A 16,784-nucleotide genomic window follows, 5' to 3' on the forward strand; every position below is an offset into this window, starting at 1 on the left:
ATGACATACACTGTAGTGGAATCCTACACCCACGCCAAGACGGGGCGGGAAGAAGATAACGAAGACCGTATTGTGACTGTGCCCGGTTTTGCCGCGGTGATCGATGGCATGACACCCCAGGATAAGAGTCTTTATTCCGGAGTATCCCCTGCCCTGATCTGTACAGAACGGCTCTCCGAGTGCATCGGGCGCTTTGCTCAGGAGATATCGTGTTATGATGCCGTTACGGCTCTGACGGACTGTATCGCGGATTACTACCGGGAACATCACATTCTCGAAGATGTCAGCAGCCATCCCCATAAGCGCATGGGAGCCAATATCATCCTGTACAGCGACCATCGCAAGGAAGTGTGGTTCGTCGGGGACTGTCAGTGTTCCATCGATGGGGTGGTGACCACGAATGAAAAGCTCGTCGATCAATTGATGACAGATATGAGGATCACCATTCTCAGGAGCTATCTGGAAACGAGAAACGTCGAGGACTTGTATGGAAAAGATCTCAGCACCCTGCACATCCAGCCGTTTCTACGACAGCAGTACCATCACCAGAACAACCAAACGGATTCACCACTAGCCTACACCGTCATCGATGGCTTCCCGGTCATTCGGGATCAGCTGAAAGTGATCAATGTGAAAGAGGCAAAAGACGTGATCTTGGCAAGTGACGGGTATCCCGTCCTGAAGGAAGACCTTGCCCAAACGGAAGCGGCACTCGCTCACTTACTTAAAAACGATCCCCTATGCTATTTTCTGAAGCCAAACACAAAAGGGCTAGAGAAAGGGAAAGATTCGTTTGACGACCGGGCTTTTTTAAGAATGAAAGTGTAGTCAGCTTGTAGTGGCTCTCTTATAATAAGAGATACAATGCTTCCAATAAGTTGGTGTGATCATCATGATAGGAAACACAACGATTAACAAACTGTATCGTGAGAAACTAAGCCGGTCCCTGCTCCTGTTTGCGATTATCCCTACGATTCTCGTAACGGGAGTTTTCTTTCAACTATTCTTCATGATTATCAATGAAATCAGCGATCGGGAACTTACCAGTCAAAACAAGGAATTGTCTTCGTTTTTGTCGAGCGAAATCACGTCGTACAAAAAAGAGATTCAATCCCTTCAAGAAGATCCCAGGCTGTCCCGGGTATTCCAGACGAATGACGTGCATAACGACATGTACAAGGAACTCTATCAAGTGGTCACGGATCACCAACTGAAGAGTAATTTTTATATTGTCGATGTAGAAGGGAACATCCTTTTAACGAATGCCTATAAGGATAACACGGCACAGATTTACTATGATAAGTATCTGACAAAGGTTAATAAGAATCAGGATAGAGACATTACCTTTTATAATGAAAAGGATAATCATGCGGCAGATTTCACCTTTTTAAAGATGACGGCACCAATCTACGATGGCAATAGGGTAAGCGGATTCATCATCTTTGATCTGCAGTCCAATCAGTTGAGGCGATTCTATGAGAATATGAATTATACAGATATCGTCATTACCGATCCCTTCGGTAACCAGCTATTCTCATCGAAACGATCGCTGATCCTGGATAATGGCAAGATTGGTGTGCTATCCAAGAAGGGGTACCATACCGTTTCCTCATCCATTGTCCAGGATGAATTCATTGTTCACTCCATACGCTATGAAGGACTGTTACAAAAGGGATTCTTTTTCGGATTCCTAGGTCTATTCGTCATTTGTGGTCTGATGGTGATCATCACGAGGCTCTTTGCCAATCGCATCGCCCGGAAGAAAACCAAGTCCATCGATACTCTCCTTTCAACGATTCAGGACGTCAACGAAGGAAGGTATAAAGGCTATAACCAACTGGAGGAAGAGGATGAATTTGAAACCATCAATTATTATCTTCATGACATGATCCTTTCCAAGAACCTTCTTCTTTCAGAGAATAAAGAAATCCACATTCGGAAGACGGAGGCCGAGATCAAGCAGCTTCAGATGCAATTCAATCCGCATTTCCTCTTCAACACGCTGGAAAACATCAAATTTATGATCCGCATGAATCCTTCATCTGCCGAGGAGCTTCTATTAAAGTTATCCTCGATCCTTCGCTACTCGATTGATAATACCGATCAGGACAGCCCGTTGAAGGATGATATCAAGTATATTTACGATTACCTCGATATCCAGAAGGCAAGATTTGAAGAACGATTGAATTTCTCCGTGGAGATACCGGAAGAACTGGGAACCACTCCGATACCGAAGTTGATTATGCAGCCCTTGGTGGAGAATGCAGTGAAATATGGCATTGATCATGTCGATCATCTGCTGATCAAGATCAAGGCATCCAGAATAGGGGATAAGCTCATCATCATGATATTAGATACGGGGAGTGGATTCACGCCGTCCCGGTTACAGGAAATCAGAGACTTGTTACACACTACTCAAAATCCCTCCAACCATATCGGGATCTACAATGTGCACAGACGAATCCAATTGAAATATGGCCGATCGTATGGAGTGAGAGTGTTTAGTGAAGAGAACAAAGGAAGCCTTCTATTGATCACCATTCCTTATAGAGAGGAAGTGTAACGATGCTGACATTAGTCATTGTGGAAGATGAACGTATCATACGGCAGGGTTTGATCTACACCATTGACTGGACCAGTCTCGGTATCACCATCGTAGGGGAGGCGAGCAATGGGGCAGAAGGGCTTAAAAGAATCAAGGAAGTTAAGCCGGACATCGTGTTGACCGATATCAAGATGCCTGTCATGGATGGTATCCAGATGCTCGAAGAAGTGGCAGGCTTCCATGAATGTGAGAAATTGATCCTCACGAGCTACAGCGATTTTTCATACGCACAGAAGGGGATCCGTCTGGGGGTCTATGACTATATCTTGAAGCCTGTAGACGATCGAATCTTACATGAGACCTTTCAAAAATTAACAAAGAAAATGATAGACCAGCAGAAAGATAAACAGAAAACCCAAACGATCTCCTATTACCAAGAATTGCTAGATAAGGATCTGAGCCATCATTCGAACCATTACGTAACCCAGTGTGTGTCATTCATCAAGGAACATTACCAGGAGAAACTGTCCAACGAAGATATCTCGGAATCATTGAGTGTCAGCACAAGTTATCTCAGCCGAGTCTTTAAGAAGGAAACGAACCTGACCATCATGGATTACCTAAACCGCTACCGGATCATGAAGGCCATCTCCCTCCTGCAAACCGAGAACTACCGCATCTATGAAATCGCAAATGATGTAGGATTCTCAGACTACAAACATTTTAGTACCGTATTCAAAAAATATTTCTCCACCTCTCCAGGCGATTTCATGGCGAGAGGGAGAACCAGATGACGCATGGGGACGGTTCCCATGCGCCACTTTTTTGACGCACCGGAACCGTCCCTGTGCGCCACTATCCGCCATGCGTAACGCTTTCATTTTCATCTGCCCAGTGAGATAATTTACCCAACGACAATCTCAAGGAGGCGTTGGATGTGAAGAAGGTGTTGAATAAGCCCGAGGACTTGGTGGTGGAGATGTGCAAGGGGATGGCGCTTGCTCATCCGGAGCTTGAGTTCATGAAGAAGTACAAGGTGATGAAGAAGAAGGAGTTAAATGAAGAGAAGGTCACGCTGATCAGCGGCGGCGGTAGCGGACATGAGCCGGCCCATGCGGGTCTTGTGGGGAAAGGGATGTTGGACGCGGCCGTGTGCGGTGACGTGTTTGCCTCACCTTCGCAGATTCAGGTGTATCAGGCGATCAAGGCGACGGCCGGGAAGAAGGGTGCCCTGCTCATCATCAAGAACTACAGCGGTGATATCATGAACTTCAAGAACGCTGCCCACCTGGCCTCAGAGGACGGCATCGAGGTGGAATACGTCAAGGTCGACGATGATATCGCAGTGGAAGACAGCCTGTATACGGTGGGACGCCGGGGTGTTGCGGGAACCGTGTTTGTACATAAGATCGCCGGGGCGGCAGCAGAGGAAGGCAGGAGCCTGCAGGAAGTGAAGGCCGTGGCGGAGAAAGCGGCGAAGAGCGTGCGCAGCATCGGATTCGCCCTGACCTCCTGCACGGTACCAGCAAGCGGATCGCATACGTTCAAGCTTGCCGACGACGAAATCGAGTACGGCGTCGGCATCCATGGCGAACCCGGCACGCGTCGTGAAAAGGTAGCATCCGCCGATGAACTGGCAGAGCGCATGGTGAATGATCTTCTGAAGGACATGAAGCTTGAAGGCGACTCAACCGAGCTTGCCGTCATGGTGAACGGCTTCGGGGGCACACCCCTGCAGGAGCTCTATCTGTTCAATAACGCCGTCACCCGGATCCTTTCGGGGATAAAGATTGCCATCAATCGAGCTTTCGTCGGCAACTATATGACGAGCATCGATATGGCGGGCGTGTCCCTGACCTTCATGAAACTCGATGATGAACTGCGCACGTTGCTGTCGAGTGAGAGCTTGGCTCCGGCATTCAGGGTGGACGGACCGGTTCCAGGGGTCGAGTACGTCGACTTCGGGGAAGAGGAAGAATCGACTCCTGTATCCTTCGAGGTGGAAACAGCGGAGGAGCACTCGAAGATCAAGGATAACAAGCTATCCCTCCAGAACATGATCTATCTCGTGGACAAGATGAGCGACGTGATCATCCGGAATGAAGTCCCGTTCTGCGAGCTCGATTCCCACGCCGGCGACGGGGATTTCGGCATGAGCGTCTCGAAGGGTTTCAAGCAGCTGAAACGGGAGTGGAAATCGATCTTGGACCAAGACAATCTCACCATCGGTAGCTTCCTTGATGCAAGCTCCATGGTCATCATGGAATACTGCGGCGGGGCGTCCGGTCCGATCTGGGGATCCGCTTTCCGCGCAGCAGGGAAATCAGCCGGTGACCGAACCGAACTGACAGTGTCAGAATTCGCCGACATGCTGCAGGCGGCAGTGAAGGGCATCCAGGATACAGGCGAGCGATCCTTCGGAAGGGGAGCGGATGTGGGCGACAAAACCCTCATCGACGCCCTCGTCCCTTGTGCGGACGCCTGGTCGGACAGCGCATCAAACGGAGACGACGTCAAAGCGGCATTTGAAAAAGGAGCAGCGGCCGCAGTAGAGGGAGCCGAGAAAACCAAGGACATCGTCGCCCGGATGGGACGCGCCGGAACCGTCGGCGAACGCAGCCTGGGTCATCCCGATGCCGGTGCCTATGCCCTTGGGGTGATTTTCACGGAGCTATCAGAGAGTCTGATGTAATAAGTAGTGGCGCATGGGGACGGTTCCCATGCGCCACTTTTTTGACGAGCCGGAACCGTCCCCATGCCACAAATGAAACCAACTTCGCCTTTTAATCGTATATAGAGTCATTAGACAAGATGGAGGCGAGTTTCATGAGACAGCTATACATTAAGCAGAAGGTGTTCAGCTTCAATGATAAATTCACGGTAAAGGATCAGGATGAGCAGGACCGATTCTATGTGGAGGGGAGCTTCCTGCGGATCCCCAAGACGTTTTCAATCATGGATACAAGCAAGGAAGAGGTCGCCCTCATCACGAAGAAGACTCTCAGCTTCCTTCCGAAGTTCTTTGTAGAAGTGGGCGGCGAAGAGGTCCTGACAATCAAGAAAGAACTATCCTTCTTCAAGGACCGCTATACGATCGACGCAGCCGGGATCGAAGTACAGGGCAACTGGTGGGACATGAACTTCCAGGTCCTCAAGCACGGAGAAGTCGTCGGCGAGGTGGCCAAGGAATGGTTCTCATGGGGTGACAGCTATAAGGTGAACGTTCTCCAGGATGAGATGGAGACGGTCATGATCGCCATCGTCATCGCCATTGATTGTGTAAAAGAGGATGAGTCGTCTGCGAATTCATCAATCGATTTTAACTAGAGATGCGGGAGATATCCCGTGCTTTAAAGGAGGAGAAAGTGTGGGTGCAATTGCCATGCTTTTTTTGCCTTCACTAGGACAGAATAGGAAGGATACGATTAACGGTTATGAGAGGATTTACTTGTCTAGTGCTAAAAAAATAAGCTAAGAATCCCTTTTCGAGAGCTTCTTAACTTATTAGACGTAAACATATCTGAGTGAATTCGATTAATAAATATCTTTCAATGCAGACCGTAGGGTAGATGAGATATTCAAATGCGTAATGTCAATTCCCAAGTGTATCATCGTTTGGGCAACCTCTGGTCTAATTCCTGTTAAAATGGAATTTACACCTGACATCTTTAAGGCTTCAACCACCTTAAAGATATGACCTGCAACCATCGTATCGATGATCGTTACGCTGGATAAATCAATTATTAAATGCTCTAAAGAATAATCATTGCTTTTAGTCAGGGCTTTATCCATTAGCTCCTGTGCTCGTTGAGTATCAATATCGCCTATCAATGGTAATACACCTACGTCATCCGTTACTTGGATAATGGGGATTGATAATTCTAGTGCCGTAGATTCTGCTGCATAAATTCTTTTAAAGTAGCTCTCCGTATATGATGTACTTAACCATTGAACGGCCCGATCCACGACTGAATCAAAATTCGATATAATTTCATAAAATTGCTCAATAGTCAGTTTGTATATGCTGCTTTCTTCCATCAGGATTTTGCCAATTAAATTTCTATAGTCTCTTACTTCATCCAATGCAACTTCTATCGGAAGGTTGGCATTGACCAACGTATGGACAGCTTCATTTCCCCATACTTCTAACTTTTCAAACGTGGTATCTAAGTTTTCGGCTATGGATGCAGCATAAATGGTAATGATATTTTCCCGCCAACTTTGTAGATGATTAGTAGGGATGGTTTTATTAGATTTGGTCCCATCTTTTTGGCTAATTAGTTCGTGCTTTAGAGATAAGACCTTGTGAGCAATTTCTTCTTTAACTTTTGTGACCGATTCCAATACTGATGCCTCCTCTTTTTAATCTTGGGCTATACATTGATTTTACCATAATAGTAGAAAATATAATTGGAAATATGGGTCGGAGAAATTATATAGAAGAACGTAGAGGTGGGCGACGAAGAGGCCCTGACGATCAAGAAAGAATTATCCTGCTTCAAGGACTGCTATACGTTCGAGGTAGCAGGATTGAAGTGAGTGGGAATTAATGGGGCGTGGACTTCCAGATCCTTCAGCACGGGGAAGTCCTTGGTGAGTTGGCCAAGGAATGATTCTCATGGGGTGACAGTTACAAGGTGAGATGGAGACGGTCATGATAGTCAACGTCATTGATGAATTAGGATGAGTCGTCTTTGATTCATTATTAGATTTTAACTAGAAGAGCGGGAGATATCCCGTACTTCTTTTTTTTGCCTTCTGTCCCGAATTCCTAATTGGATTCCAAATCAAGACCAATTAACCGCAAGAAATACCTATTTTTGTTAAAACTCTGGTTATTAGTGGTATATAAATGGTATTGATGGTACGATATTGAACAAATTGGAATTTAATTGGATGTTGTAAGTGGGAGACTAGATCCATATAGAAAGGACCGATCACATGAGCACGGAGATCAAGATTCAGTATGAAGAGGCGGAAGTGGCACTGTCAAAGCTGCGTCAGTCAGTCGATTCCTGGGACACATCATTTCCGAAAGAGATTGGCGGAGCGAATAAGCTTGAAGTCATCAACAAGCTGAACGAGCTCAATGCGCAATGCCAGAAAATGCTTGAGACCTACCAAGAACTTCTGATGGATAACCAGGAAACATCGAAGCAATCAATTGAAGACATGGAAGATACCGACCAAAGCCTCCATTCCATGATTTCCATGGGCCGATAAGGGGGGACTCTATGAAAATACTAGATGTAGACGGCTTTCAAAAGGGAATAAAAGAAATAGAGGAGACCTTATCCTCTCAGAAAAAACAGGCGGAGCAGATCCAGAAGGCCATACAGGGAGTTACCGATCTAGATGAGGCATTCAAGGGAAAAGGTGGAAACGCCATCCGGGATTTTTACCGCAGTAAGCACCTTCCCCTACTTAAACAGTATCAGACATTTCTATCCGACTACCAAGCAGTTGTCAAGCAAATGAATGACGCGCTTCATAACCTGGAGCCTGCACCTGATGGGTTTATGAATGAGGGATTCTTGGAAAATGAATTGGAAGCAGGTCTTCGCCTCGCGAAGCAAACAACCGAACAACTCACCAGTGAAGCCAATAATACGATAGGTAGTGTCTCCGACATCGTCACGCTACCAAAGATTGAGGATGAAACCTGCGTGCAATATGTGGCCAAAGCTGAGAGGGAAATCGACGAAAGTATCGAAAAGCTGTATGAGTTCGACCATGCTCAAACCGCTTCACTCTCATCACTTCAAGGGCAGGTCGATGCTTTGGAAAAACAGATTATGCAGCTTCACCCTGCTTTTCAGAAACTGCACGCTAAACCGGTACTTTCAATCTATGGTGGACAAGAAGGCATGCCTCAACAACTTAGTTTCTCCAATGTCGGGAAAAATGTGAATGGATTGATCAACGACTCCGGAAATCTAGGAGCGTTACTAGAAAAGACAAAAAATGTCTTGAATTCGGAAAAAATTCAAATGATAATGGAGAAAACGTATCAGATAGTGGCTTCTCTTCCCGTATGGGGAATATCTAGACAAGGCGTTTATACTTGGTTTGAAAAACTAGTATTGAATGAGAATGCGAAGGTTTCTTCAAAAGATGGGGATCGTCAGAATGGAGGAAATGAACCGAAATATACAGGATCAAATCAAGTTGAAAACATGAGCACTGCTGACGAGTCAAATGGCTCTGAAGTAACAATCGTAGACAATCAGATTCAAAATCCCAATGACGTTCAAGTCACCAAAAAGGTTCAGGTATTCGACGAAATTGAAGGGAAAATCGACGGGTTTTATTACGTTTATTCAAATGGACAGATTATTTGGGAACATATAACACGTTCTGACCAAGTATTTTACAAAGAAGTGGATGAGGTTCCAGAAAGTCGAGTGGGAGGGGCTAGGGAGTTAGACTCTCTATTAGATGAAACGCCACTTGAGTTTTTGGAGTGGATAAATCCAAAAGGTTTCGCTATGAAAATGGGGAGAAAAGGGGTTAGGTTCGTTACGAAATCCTTCGTGAAAAGAGTAAGTAAAAAGAAGGTAAAAAAAGATAAGGTAAAGGATACGAAGAAGGTTGAAGGGGTTAGTAAGGGTAAAGATAATCTGAAATATGATAACAGAGTTTTAAAAAGGATGAAAGAAGATTCGGGAACACATCATAACTTCCCTACATCTTTTGACAAAACAATTTTATCTAACAAGCCATCAGTTGTTAGACCAGATGGTCGTGCAGAATATTTACACAAAGGAACTATCAACGGTCAACAAGGTGTCTATCATATAACACTTAAAGACGGTGTAGTCACCCATCGATCATTTATTCCGAAGAGCGATTGGAAAAGGTATTCTAACCGTTGGGAATTACCTTCCCAAGTTAGCCCATAAATTGGAGGTTTTGAGGACTTGAAAAAGCTGGATTATAAAACTTACGGAGATTTTACAGAAGAAATGTTGCTTCTAAAGTATGACGGACAAGTAATCTACGAGGGATATACAGATGACTTAATAACTTCAGTAACAGGTGACCTAGAGTTAAGATTAAATCATGGTAGGATTAATACTTCTTCAGTAATCGCTAGAAAATGTAATGAACATATTGTATGGATACCAAAAATCCCTTTAGACTCAGATTATATCTATACCACGATTATTTTTAATTTGGGTCAGTTTGCAGATTTATGGACATTTTTAAAATATGATGCAGAAGATGACTTAGGTTTTATAAAAAATATAAGTGCAGATGAATTAAAAATAATTTGGATGACTGGGGCTAGAGGTACAGAACGAATTGATGATATGTCAAGTCTAATTAAATCAGTTAAAAAAAATACCATTGCACTTTCTACGAGTTTAGAAGAACTGGATACAATTCTTTATGATCTTATTGAAAATCAGTGGGTATTAAAAGAAGGTAAGATCATAGAAGGTAAAGACAATTGGGAAAGCTTTGTTGCTTATCTTGATAAGGGTTTATTTGAGGAGTGGAAGGTTTTAAGAAAAGATAGTGAAGATAATCTATATATTCACTTAGGGAATGAATATTGTTTACCAATTTAACACTAGTAGCGGCTATCGAATGATAGCCGTCTTTTCGTTAGAGTACGGAAGAGTGCCGAATACTTCCCACAAAATACATTCTAACTATTCATATAATCTGATAAAGTTTGTGCTGATCTCATTTCAATTTTTATGGACATGGGAGGAGGCGGATTTAAGTGGAAAACGAAATGAACAAGTTGTATAGAGAAATAGCTGAAACGGTTAATGAAATGATCCCAGAGGAATGGGAGAAATTTTATTTTTATGCTCAAATATCGGATACTGGAGGAGGAACGTACTTTTTTTATAATACACTTGAAAATAAGCATTATAAATATAGTGTGGAAATTCCTTACACCTGTCAGGTTGATGAAGATGAATTTGAGAGGAAAGAAGATGTTTTATATCAATTGAGTAAGGAACTTAGAACAGTTTTTAAAGATAATGAACAGGAACCTTGGTATTCCTTTACACTGTCCCTAGAGCGTAGCGGGAAATTTAAGTGGCATTATGATTATACAAATTGGTTTGATATAGACTATGGGTTTGGCGACCAAATGATGATTTGGAAAAATAAGTACTTGGGTGAGGTGTCAAGTGATGGAGAATATAAAGCGTTAATCGATCGATTACCTGGTGAACAATGCCGGTTTCGCCACTAGCGGTGAATTTCTCTCCAACCACCATGAGACCGATCACAACCAGGTCATGGTGAACGTGGCGTCGGTGGTGGATATGACGCATCTGTACCTGAAGGACATGGTGGCAAAAGGCTCGGGCACCATCATCAACCTCGCCTCCGTCGTCTCATTCCAGCCCGTCCCCTACATGGCCGTATACAGCGCAACCAAAGCCTTCGTCCTCTCCTTCACCGAATCCCTCTGGGAAGAATACCGGAAGAAGGGGATCAAGGTACTCGCCCTCTGCCCAGGAGCCACGGCCACCTCATTCTTTGAAACGGCCGGAGACGTCTCCTTCGGGAAGATGCGGACAGCTGAACAAGTCGTTCAATCCGCCTTCCAAGCACTGGCAAAAGGAACCAGCTTCGTCGTCGACGGGAAGTCGAACTATGCGACTACACAGATGGGGCGATTCTTGCCGCGGAAAGTGTTGACGCGATTTGTGGCGGGGATTATGAAGAAATAGAGAGTTTTCCATTCCATAATAGAAGTGCCTTACTTTACTCGGGAGCATCATTCGAGTATGACCTCATGACTAAGTAAATTCAAACATGCACTAGAAGAAACTTATCACATATATAGGTGATATCCGTGTTGCTTAAGGAGGATATCATGAAGCCTTTCTTACCTAGTGAAACATATTTCGGTGAATTAGAATTAATTCATTCATTTTATGGGGCTATGCCTACAGGAGTTACTGTTTCTGAAACGGGTCGTATTTTCGTTTGTTTTCCGAAGTGGGGAGACGATGTCAAGTTTACTGTGGGGGAAATTGTTGAGAATACTTTACAGCCTTATCCTGATGTACAAACGAATGTGGAGAACTACGAGGATATCACCATGACGTTCATCAGTGTCCAAAGTGTAGTTGCCGATGGAAGGGGAACGCTATGGGTATTGGATACAGCGGCACCCAATTTTTCCGAACCGATTAAAGGTGGAGCGAAATTAGTCGCTGTTGATTTAGAAACCAATACAATCAGAAAGGTTTATACCTTTTCGGAAGATGTTGTCCTGGCCACAACGTATCTGAATGATGTACGATTTGATTTCCGTGTAGGGAAAGCGGGTTATGCATATATCACGGATTCATCATCGAAAGGACCAGGAGCTATTATCGTTGTGGATTTATCAACTGGACACGCATTCAGGCGGTTAAATGGGGCAAACTCAACATCACCCGATCCCTATTTTTTACCGAAGGTTGAAGGTCGGATTTTAATGAATCGAAACAAAGATGGTTCCACTTCCCGATTTACATTAGCTTCTGATAGTCTTGCGATTTCCCCCGATGGGAAGACAGTATATTTTGCTCCACTAACCAGCCGTCATTTGTTCTCGATCTCGACAGAAGCCCTTAGAGACAAAACGATCCCGGACACGGATCTACCTTATCATGTGGAGTATTGGGGAGAAAAAGGTGCATCGGATGGCATGATTACAGATGCAAAAGGGACGGTTTATGCTGGAGATTATGAAAACAATAGTATCCGAAAGATATGGCCGAATGGCACAATGGAAACCATTGCACATGATCCGAGAATCTTATGGCCGGATACTTTTTCAATTGGTCCGGATCGATACCTATATGTCATTGTAAATCAATTACATCGGCAGGCAAGGTTCCATTATGGAAAAGACCTGCGAGAGAAACCGTATAGTTTACTTCGTATGAAAATTGATGAGCTTCCTGCTTCCACATACACGCTATAAGGTGTGATCCGGTCTTTTTTGATTATCAAATAAACGTCTTATAACATACATTGAAAACCTGACTACTAAAAAGGAAAAGGAAAGTGAATAAAAAGTAGTGCTCCCATTCCATCCTTTTTTATATTTTACAAGCTGAGTGTTTTTTTCTAGCCATAGCTCAATAAGGGTCAAGGGTACACTTAAATACAGAACCTTTATCAGGCACTGAAGGATAGGAGAATCCTTAGTGATTTGATTATAAAAAACACATGTAATCGGAAAAAGGATGTAATCGAACAATACGCTCGTTTTGACACGTTTCGGAAACCGTGTGGGATATTCAACATACCCTTTATATACAACCAACTTATCGACCAACGATGCATAATAACTCTTTATAAAGAAAACAAGGAGCCAGTCCTTTGCAAGAGGTTTATTAACTAACAAAATAAAGGAACCAATACCAAAGAAATAAAGCCATTTAATCATGTTGATTTCGAATTTCTTTCTCACTTATAGCACCTCCACCGAATAGGTTATCCCTGATTCAAATGGTTATACTAGTGAGCGTTAGGTAGTACCTTTTTAAATATCAGCGTGCGACGTATGTAGTACTCCACCACATTACGCAAAGAAAGGAAGCCGCGGCTCAACGCCTGTAGCTTCCTTTTTTCGCATCCCGCATGACTCTCTTCAATCCGGTTCCCCGGAAGATGGAGGTCTTCGAATCGTAGGTAAGGGTCTTCTTGTTCTGGAATAGCATCATCTTGGTCCATTGTGGTTTCGTGATAGTAATCGATCACTTCTGAGAAAAGTGTTGACGCGATTTGTGGCGGGGATTATGAAGAAGTAAAGAAGTGTAGTCTAGCAAGATGTGTTAGTTAAAATACATTTAAAAGAGAGAGCAGAATGATCACGACAAAATATTTATAAGCGGGCCTTAACGATTCGCTCTCTAAAGAATGATTCTTGACATCTACAGTTATAAACCCAAGCAAAATGATGACTAAGATATTTGTGATGATATCCTTTATTGAGGCAAGACCCGAAAACAGTGTTAATAGTAAGACGATGCTCATGATGACCATTATCGAGAGTGGAATATACTCCGGTCTAAACCTTGGGGCGTTTTGCATGTGGATTAGCCTCTCTTTCAATATCTAATAGGATTAATTTGGAAATACCGATAAGATAAGCGTATCATAAGCCGCATACGTTGTGAATGAATTCGTTAAACAATTGGTTCATGGATAAAGGAATGGTGCATTGGATACCTAGGATTACGCATAGGAAATAAAAAAGGAAGCTGCAGCTCAACGCCTGCAGCTTCCTTTCTTCGCATCCCGAATGACCTGCTTCAATCCGGTCCCCCGGAAGATGGAGGTCTTCGAATCGTCATTGGTGACATAGATCTCTCCATACGATTGTTCGTCTTTGAAGCCGATGAGTTCATAGGTGAGGGTCTTCTTACTCTGGATTACCATCATCTTGGTCCATTGTGGTTTTTTGACGATGATTGATCACCTCCGTGATAATGGATTGCTTGCAATTATGTAGATTCATTGGTCTCTTCATGGATGGATCGGGCAATGTCTTGATTCAACTGGTCTATGCTGATTCCCATAGCGCTGGTTAACAAAGTATAAAAACTTAATTGAAGTAGTCATCACGTTGCGATAGGTAAGGAAAGTAATCGATGATTAAATTTCAATATAATGGTAATGTAGTGATTTTTTTAAATTGTACATGATGATTTCTAAGTCTGTAAAGTGTAAAATTTAGTTAAAAGATGAATCGTATGTCATATGTCTGAAGGGGTGGGTTAAGTGAGGCTTAGAGATAAAACCATAGAAGAACTTCTTGATTTAGAAGAAGAAATCAAAACAAATATCCAGATTAGTGATCATGGCTCTTATTATGAATTGATCGATCTATATAAAACACTCTATAGAAGGATAAGCAGTGATCGGGAATCAGAATACCGGTCCAGTCTGTTCCATATAAAAGGACAACTTGTGTATCATCTAGTGACACATGGTACGTATCTCAAAACCGTACACCAAAAAGATGATCGGAATGCAAAAAAATGTTTACAGGAAGCCTTGAAGTATGATCATAAACTACCTATTGCCCATTACCGTCTTGGTTTTTTGTCATATAAAAAAGGGAGTCACTCTGTTGCCCTACTGCATTTTGAACAGGCAGTAAAATACGAAAAAGAGCAAGTGAACAAGATCTTCCAACTAAATGAGCAACAGATGTATAATGCACATCTTTTCCTGGTGAATTGCGGACTTTTCCTTGCTCAGCAAGCACAAGATTCACTGAAATCCTTGGAGAAAGGTGATGAACTCCCCCTTCCTTATGAAATGTCACCGTATTATCCCATGATTGCCGGCACCGAAGAATATCTGGTCGGTCATGAGTACTGCAAGGTAACGGAGGAGGGGGAAGACTATATCGGAAAAGACGCCTGTGAAGCATACAAGGATGATTTAAATACCCTTATTCTGGACTTCACTGATCGGACAGTTACCCTGACATGGAATAGTAGGATGACTTCTCTCGCAGGAAATCAGGCAGAAATCATCCGTCACTTTCTTTTGAAGAGTTGTGATGAGAACCCTCTTCCCCGGCAGTCCTTCTTCGATCTCTTCACAGCTTCAGACGCCAGTGGGGAAGTACCGCGCAATACTTATATCCAGGCAGTCGGGCGCCTGCGAAGAAAGTTTGCAGAGATCGGCCTTGCAGATGTACTTCCCAATCGAAATGTAGGTGGTGAGACAGCCTACTATTATGCCGGGCCATTCCCGTACATGATCCTTCATCGCTCCGATGACGTTTTCCTCCTTCGATGACAGGGGTGTCATCGCCCTTTTGCGATAATGACTTTACAAACATAAGGGAGATGATTGGATGACGAAAACGTGGAATCAGTTATTCATTAGACATGGTTGGTTAGTGGTCGAGTTGGCAGATGGGACGTTTGATTTTGCACAGGAAACGGATGAAAACAGGATGTTTTTACAAAACAGTCTCAAATCGGTCGGGGTGGATTATACCTTCCTTGGTGATCGGCTGATGATTTTTGGACCTGCCGTGGAAGAGGAGTTACTCATTGAAGCCATCAAGTTCAAAAGACGAGGAATTGGGGAAGGTCTTGCATATCGTAATTCAAGGATAGCAGATCTGGACATATACGTCGCTGGGGTTGTCAGGCAGTTAAACCGACTGGGCTTCAAAACCATCACGTCATGTGACGGACATGGAATGAGGAGGTCGCTCGTGGTGGCACAACGACTGACTGAGAAAGATGAAGCAATACTATCTATTGTAGGATTCGACCGAGTCCGACCATCTCATCGAAGCGGGGAACTTAAACTAGAATGTCGGGAGCGCAATACGCTACTGGATGTGGCAGAGCGGCTTGCCATCCTGGATTCAGATTTGCTGAAGAAAGGACCGGCTCACATCCAGGAAACATTCTTCCAGCACAGACTCGAGCATTTACTCGAAATCCCAGGAGATAGCGGGAACGAAAGTGAAGTAAGAGTATATGTCATGGAAGAACTGAGCCCGCTTGTCGATCATCTCACTGTTGATCACGCAGGGAACATCCTGGCAGAGCGAACCTATCGAAACGGCAATGGCCCCACCATCCTTCTGAATGCACATCTCGATACAGTGGAACCAATCGAACTGGGGCGGAACATCCTTAAAGACGGCCCCATCTGGTCGAGCAGCAGAGGCATCCTCGGAGCCGATGACAGGGCAGGTGTTGCCATCCTACTTGAGCTTGCCAATATACTGCACCAAACTTCCTGCTTCAGTGGAAAGGTCAAGTTCATCTTTACAATCCAGGAAGAGTGCGGACTCCTTGGAGCAAGGGAAGTCAGCGACCATTTCCTATGGGGTACGGATGCTGCCTTCGTCGTCGACAGACGTGGTACAGACGATATCGTCACTTCCTGCGGTGGAACCATCCCATTCTGTGACCCGACATACGGATACTTCTTGGAAAGCCTTGCTTCCGGAGGGGGACTGGATGGTTGGAAAACGGTACAAGGAGGAAGCAGTGATACAAGGATATGGGCTTCTCATGGAATTCAGAGTGTAAATCTTTCTGTGGGATATCGGGATGAGCATACGGAAGAGGAGTCATTGGATGTGAACGCTTGCTACAGTACGGTTCAACTCCTGAAAACAATCCTCCAGAGTGGAAGACAACTCAGGCAGATCATCAGACAAATCAATAGGCCAAATATCTTAAGGGAAGCTCTGTAAACGCCGATGAAAGGATTAAGGAATGAG

At 44.1% G+C, this 16,784-nt stretch carries 16 protein-coding genes; 13 read left to right on the forward strand and 3 right to left on the reverse strand.

What is annotated here, in order from left to right; genetic code table 11:
- The 5 genes from ABJ225_RS13215 (at position 1) to ABJ225_RS13235 (ending at position 5,872) form a co-directional block, all read left to right on the forward strand.
- Positions 1 to 828: a hypothetical protein gene (locus tag ABJ225_RS13215; protein ID WP_347320703.1), complete on the forward strand. Its 828-nt coding sequence runs from the start codon at positions 1 to 3 to the stop codon at positions 826 to 828.
- Between the two features lie 64 nt (positions 829 to 892).
- Positions 893 to 2,563 carry a sensor histidine kinase gene (locus tag ABJ225_RS13220; RefSeq protein WP_347320705.1) on the forward strand — a complete coding sequence of 557 codons (1,671 nt, stop codon included), beginning with the start codon at positions 893 to 895 and terminating at the stop codon, positions 2,561 to 2,563.
- A gap of 2 nt (positions 2,564 to 2,565) precedes the next feature.
- Positions 2,566 to 3,339: a response regulator transcription factor gene (locus tag ABJ225_RS13225; RefSeq protein WP_347320707.1), complete on the forward strand. Its 774-nt coding sequence runs from the start codon at positions 2,566 to 2,568 to the stop codon at positions 3,337 to 3,339.
- A 143-nt stretch (positions 3,340 to 3,482) separates the two neighbouring features.
- Positions 3,483 to 5,237, forward strand: a complete 1,755-nt coding sequence (dhaK, locus tag ABJ225_RS13230) for a dihydroxyacetone kinase subunit DhaK (RefSeq protein ID WP_347320709.1) — start codon at positions 3,483 to 3,485, stop codon at positions 5,235 to 5,237.
- A 134-nt stretch (positions 5,238 to 5,371) separates the two neighbouring features.
- Positions 5,372 to 5,872, forward strand: a complete 501-nt coding sequence (locus tag ABJ225_RS13235; protein WP_347320711.1) for an LURP-one-related/scramblase family protein — start codon at positions 5,372 to 5,374, stop codon at positions 5,870 to 5,872.
- A gap of 207 nt (positions 5,873 to 6,079) precedes the next feature.
- On the opposite strand, the gene ABJ225_RS13240 is transcribed toward ABJ225_RS13235, so the two are convergent.
- Positions 6,080 to 6,889, reverse strand: a complete 810-nt coding sequence (locus ABJ225_RS13240; RefSeq protein ID WP_347320713.1) for an STAS domain-containing protein — start codon at positions 6,887 to 6,889, stop codon at positions 6,080 to 6,082.
- 597 nt (positions 6,890 to 7,486) lie between these two features.
- Here ABJ225_RS13240 and ABJ225_RS13245 point away from each other — a divergent pair.
- From ABJ225_RS13245 to ABJ225_RS13270, 6 genes are all read left to right on the forward strand, one after another.
- A complete protein-coding gene (locus ABJ225_RS13245; RefSeq protein WP_347320715.1) occupies positions 7,487 to 7,768 on the forward strand; it encodes a YwqI/YxiC family protein in 282 nt (93 codons plus the stop codon).
- An 11-nt stretch (positions 7,769 to 7,779) separates the two neighbouring features.
- Positions 7,780 to 9,447, forward strand: coding sequence for a T7SS effector LXG polymorphic toxin (locus tag ABJ225_RS13250; RefSeq protein WP_347320717.1), 1,668 nt, complete (start codon positions 7,780 to 7,782; stop codon positions 9,445 to 9,447).
- Between the two features lie 18 nt (positions 9,448 to 9,465).
- Complete coding sequence (locus ABJ225_RS13255; protein WP_347320719.1) at positions 9,466 to 10,119, forward strand: hypothetical protein; 654 nt, start codon at positions 9,466 to 9,468, stop codon at positions 10,117 to 10,119.
- Positions 10,120 to 10,277: 158 nt separating this feature from the next.
- Positions 10,278 to 10,763 (forward strand): antitoxin YezG family protein, encoded by a 486-nt coding sequence (locus ABJ225_RS13260; RefSeq protein WP_347320721.1) that lies wholly within the window; start codon positions 10,278 to 10,280, stop codon positions 10,761 to 10,763.
- Positions 10,738 to 11,247 carry an SDR family NAD(P)-dependent oxidoreductase gene (locus tag ABJ225_RS13265; RefSeq protein ID WP_347320723.1) on the forward strand — a complete coding sequence of 170 codons (510 nt, stop codon included), beginning with the start codon at positions 10,738 to 10,740 and terminating at the stop codon, positions 11,245 to 11,247. The genes ABJ225_RS13260 and ABJ225_RS13265 overlap by 26 nt, the downstream gene beginning before the upstream one ends.
- Positions 11,248 to 11,393: 146 nt before the next feature.
- Positions 11,394 to 12,494: an L-dopachrome tautomerase-related protein gene (locus ABJ225_RS13270; protein ID WP_347320725.1), complete on the forward strand. Its 1,101-nt coding sequence runs from the start codon at positions 11,394 to 11,396 to the stop codon at positions 12,492 to 12,494.
- On the opposite strand, the gene ABJ225_RS22385 is transcribed toward ABJ225_RS13270, so the two are convergent.
- On the reverse strand, positions 12,489 to 12,962 hold the full coding sequence (locus tag ABJ225_RS22385; RefSeq protein WP_367259237.1) for a CBO0543 family protein: 474 nt from the start codon (positions 12,960 to 12,962) through the stop codon (positions 12,489 to 12,491). The two genes, ABJ225_RS13270 and ABJ225_RS22385, sit on opposite strands and share 6 nt — an antisense overlap.
- Positions 12,963 to 13,786: 824 nt before the next feature.
- On the reverse strand, positions 13,787 to 13,960 hold the full coding sequence (locus tag ABJ225_RS13275) for a hypothetical protein (RefSeq protein ID WP_347320727.1): 174 nt from the start codon (positions 13,958 to 13,960) through the stop codon (positions 13,787 to 13,789).
- Between the two features lie 339 nt (positions 13,961 to 14,299).
- Between ABJ225_RS13275 and ABJ225_RS13280 the strand changes: the two genes are divergently transcribed.
- Both ABJ225_RS13280 and ABJ225_RS13285 read left to right on the forward strand, forming a co-directional pair.
- Complete coding sequence (locus ABJ225_RS13280) at positions 14,300 to 15,331, forward strand: tetratricopeptide repeat protein (protein ID WP_347320729.1); 1,032 nt, start codon at positions 14,300 to 14,302, stop codon at positions 15,329 to 15,331.
- 58 nt (positions 15,332 to 15,389) lie between these two features.
- Entirely contained in the window at positions 15,390 to 16,757 is a 1,368-nt protein-coding gene (locus tag ABJ225_RS13285) for a M20/M25/M40 family metallo-hydrolase (RefSeq protein ID WP_347320731.1), read from the forward strand.
- Positions 16,758 to 16,784: the final 27 nt, after the last annotated feature.

The organism is Rossellomorea sp. RS05 (assembly GCF_039822645.1).
Lineage (GTDB): Bacteria > Bacillota > Bacilli > Bacillales > Bacillaceae_B > Rossellomorea > Rossellomorea marisflavi_B.

What these genes read in the sequence shown, in the direction of transcription:
- ABJ225_RS13215 (WP_347320703.1), top strand. Translation starts at nt 1, where the DNA reads ATGACATACACTGTAGTGGAATCCTACACCCACGCCAAGACGGGGCGG.
- ABJ225_RS13220 (WP_347320705.1), top strand. Translation starts at nt 893, where the DNA reads ATGATAGGAAACACAACGATTAACAAACTGTATCGTGAGAAACTAAGC.
- ABJ225_RS13225 (WP_347320707.1), top strand. Translation starts at nt 2,566, where the DNA reads ATGCTGACATTAGTCATTGTGGAAGATGAACGTATCATACGGCAGGGT.
- ABJ225_RS13235 (WP_347320711.1), top strand. Translation starts at nt 5,372, where the DNA reads ATGAGACAGCTATACATTAAGCAGAAGGTGTTCAGCTTCAATGATAAA.
- ABJ225_RS13245 (WP_347320715.1), top strand. Translation starts at nt 7,487, where the DNA reads ATGAGCACGGAGATCAAGATTCAGTATGAAGAGGCGGAAGTGGCACTG.
- ABJ225_RS13250 (WP_347320717.1), top strand. Translation starts at nt 7,780, where the DNA reads ATGAAAATACTAGATGTAGACGGCTTTCAAAAGGGAATAAAAGAAATA.
- ABJ225_RS13270 (WP_347320725.1), top strand. Translation starts at nt 11,394, where the DNA reads ATGAAGCCTTTCTTACCTAGTGAAACATATTTCGGTGAATTAGAATTA.
- ABJ225_RS22385 (WP_367259237.1), bottom strand. Translation starts at nt 12,962, where the DNA reads ATGATTAAATGGCTTTATTTCTTTGGTATTGGTTCCTTTATTTTGTTA.
- ABJ225_RS13275 (WP_347320727.1), bottom strand. Translation starts at nt 13,960, where the DNA reads ATGATGGTAATCCAGAGTAAGAAGACCCTCACCTATGAACTCATCGGC.
- ABJ225_RS13285 (WP_347320731.1), top strand. Translation starts at nt 15,390, where the DNA reads ATGACGAAAACGTGGAATCAGTTATTCATTAGACATGGTTGGTTAGTG.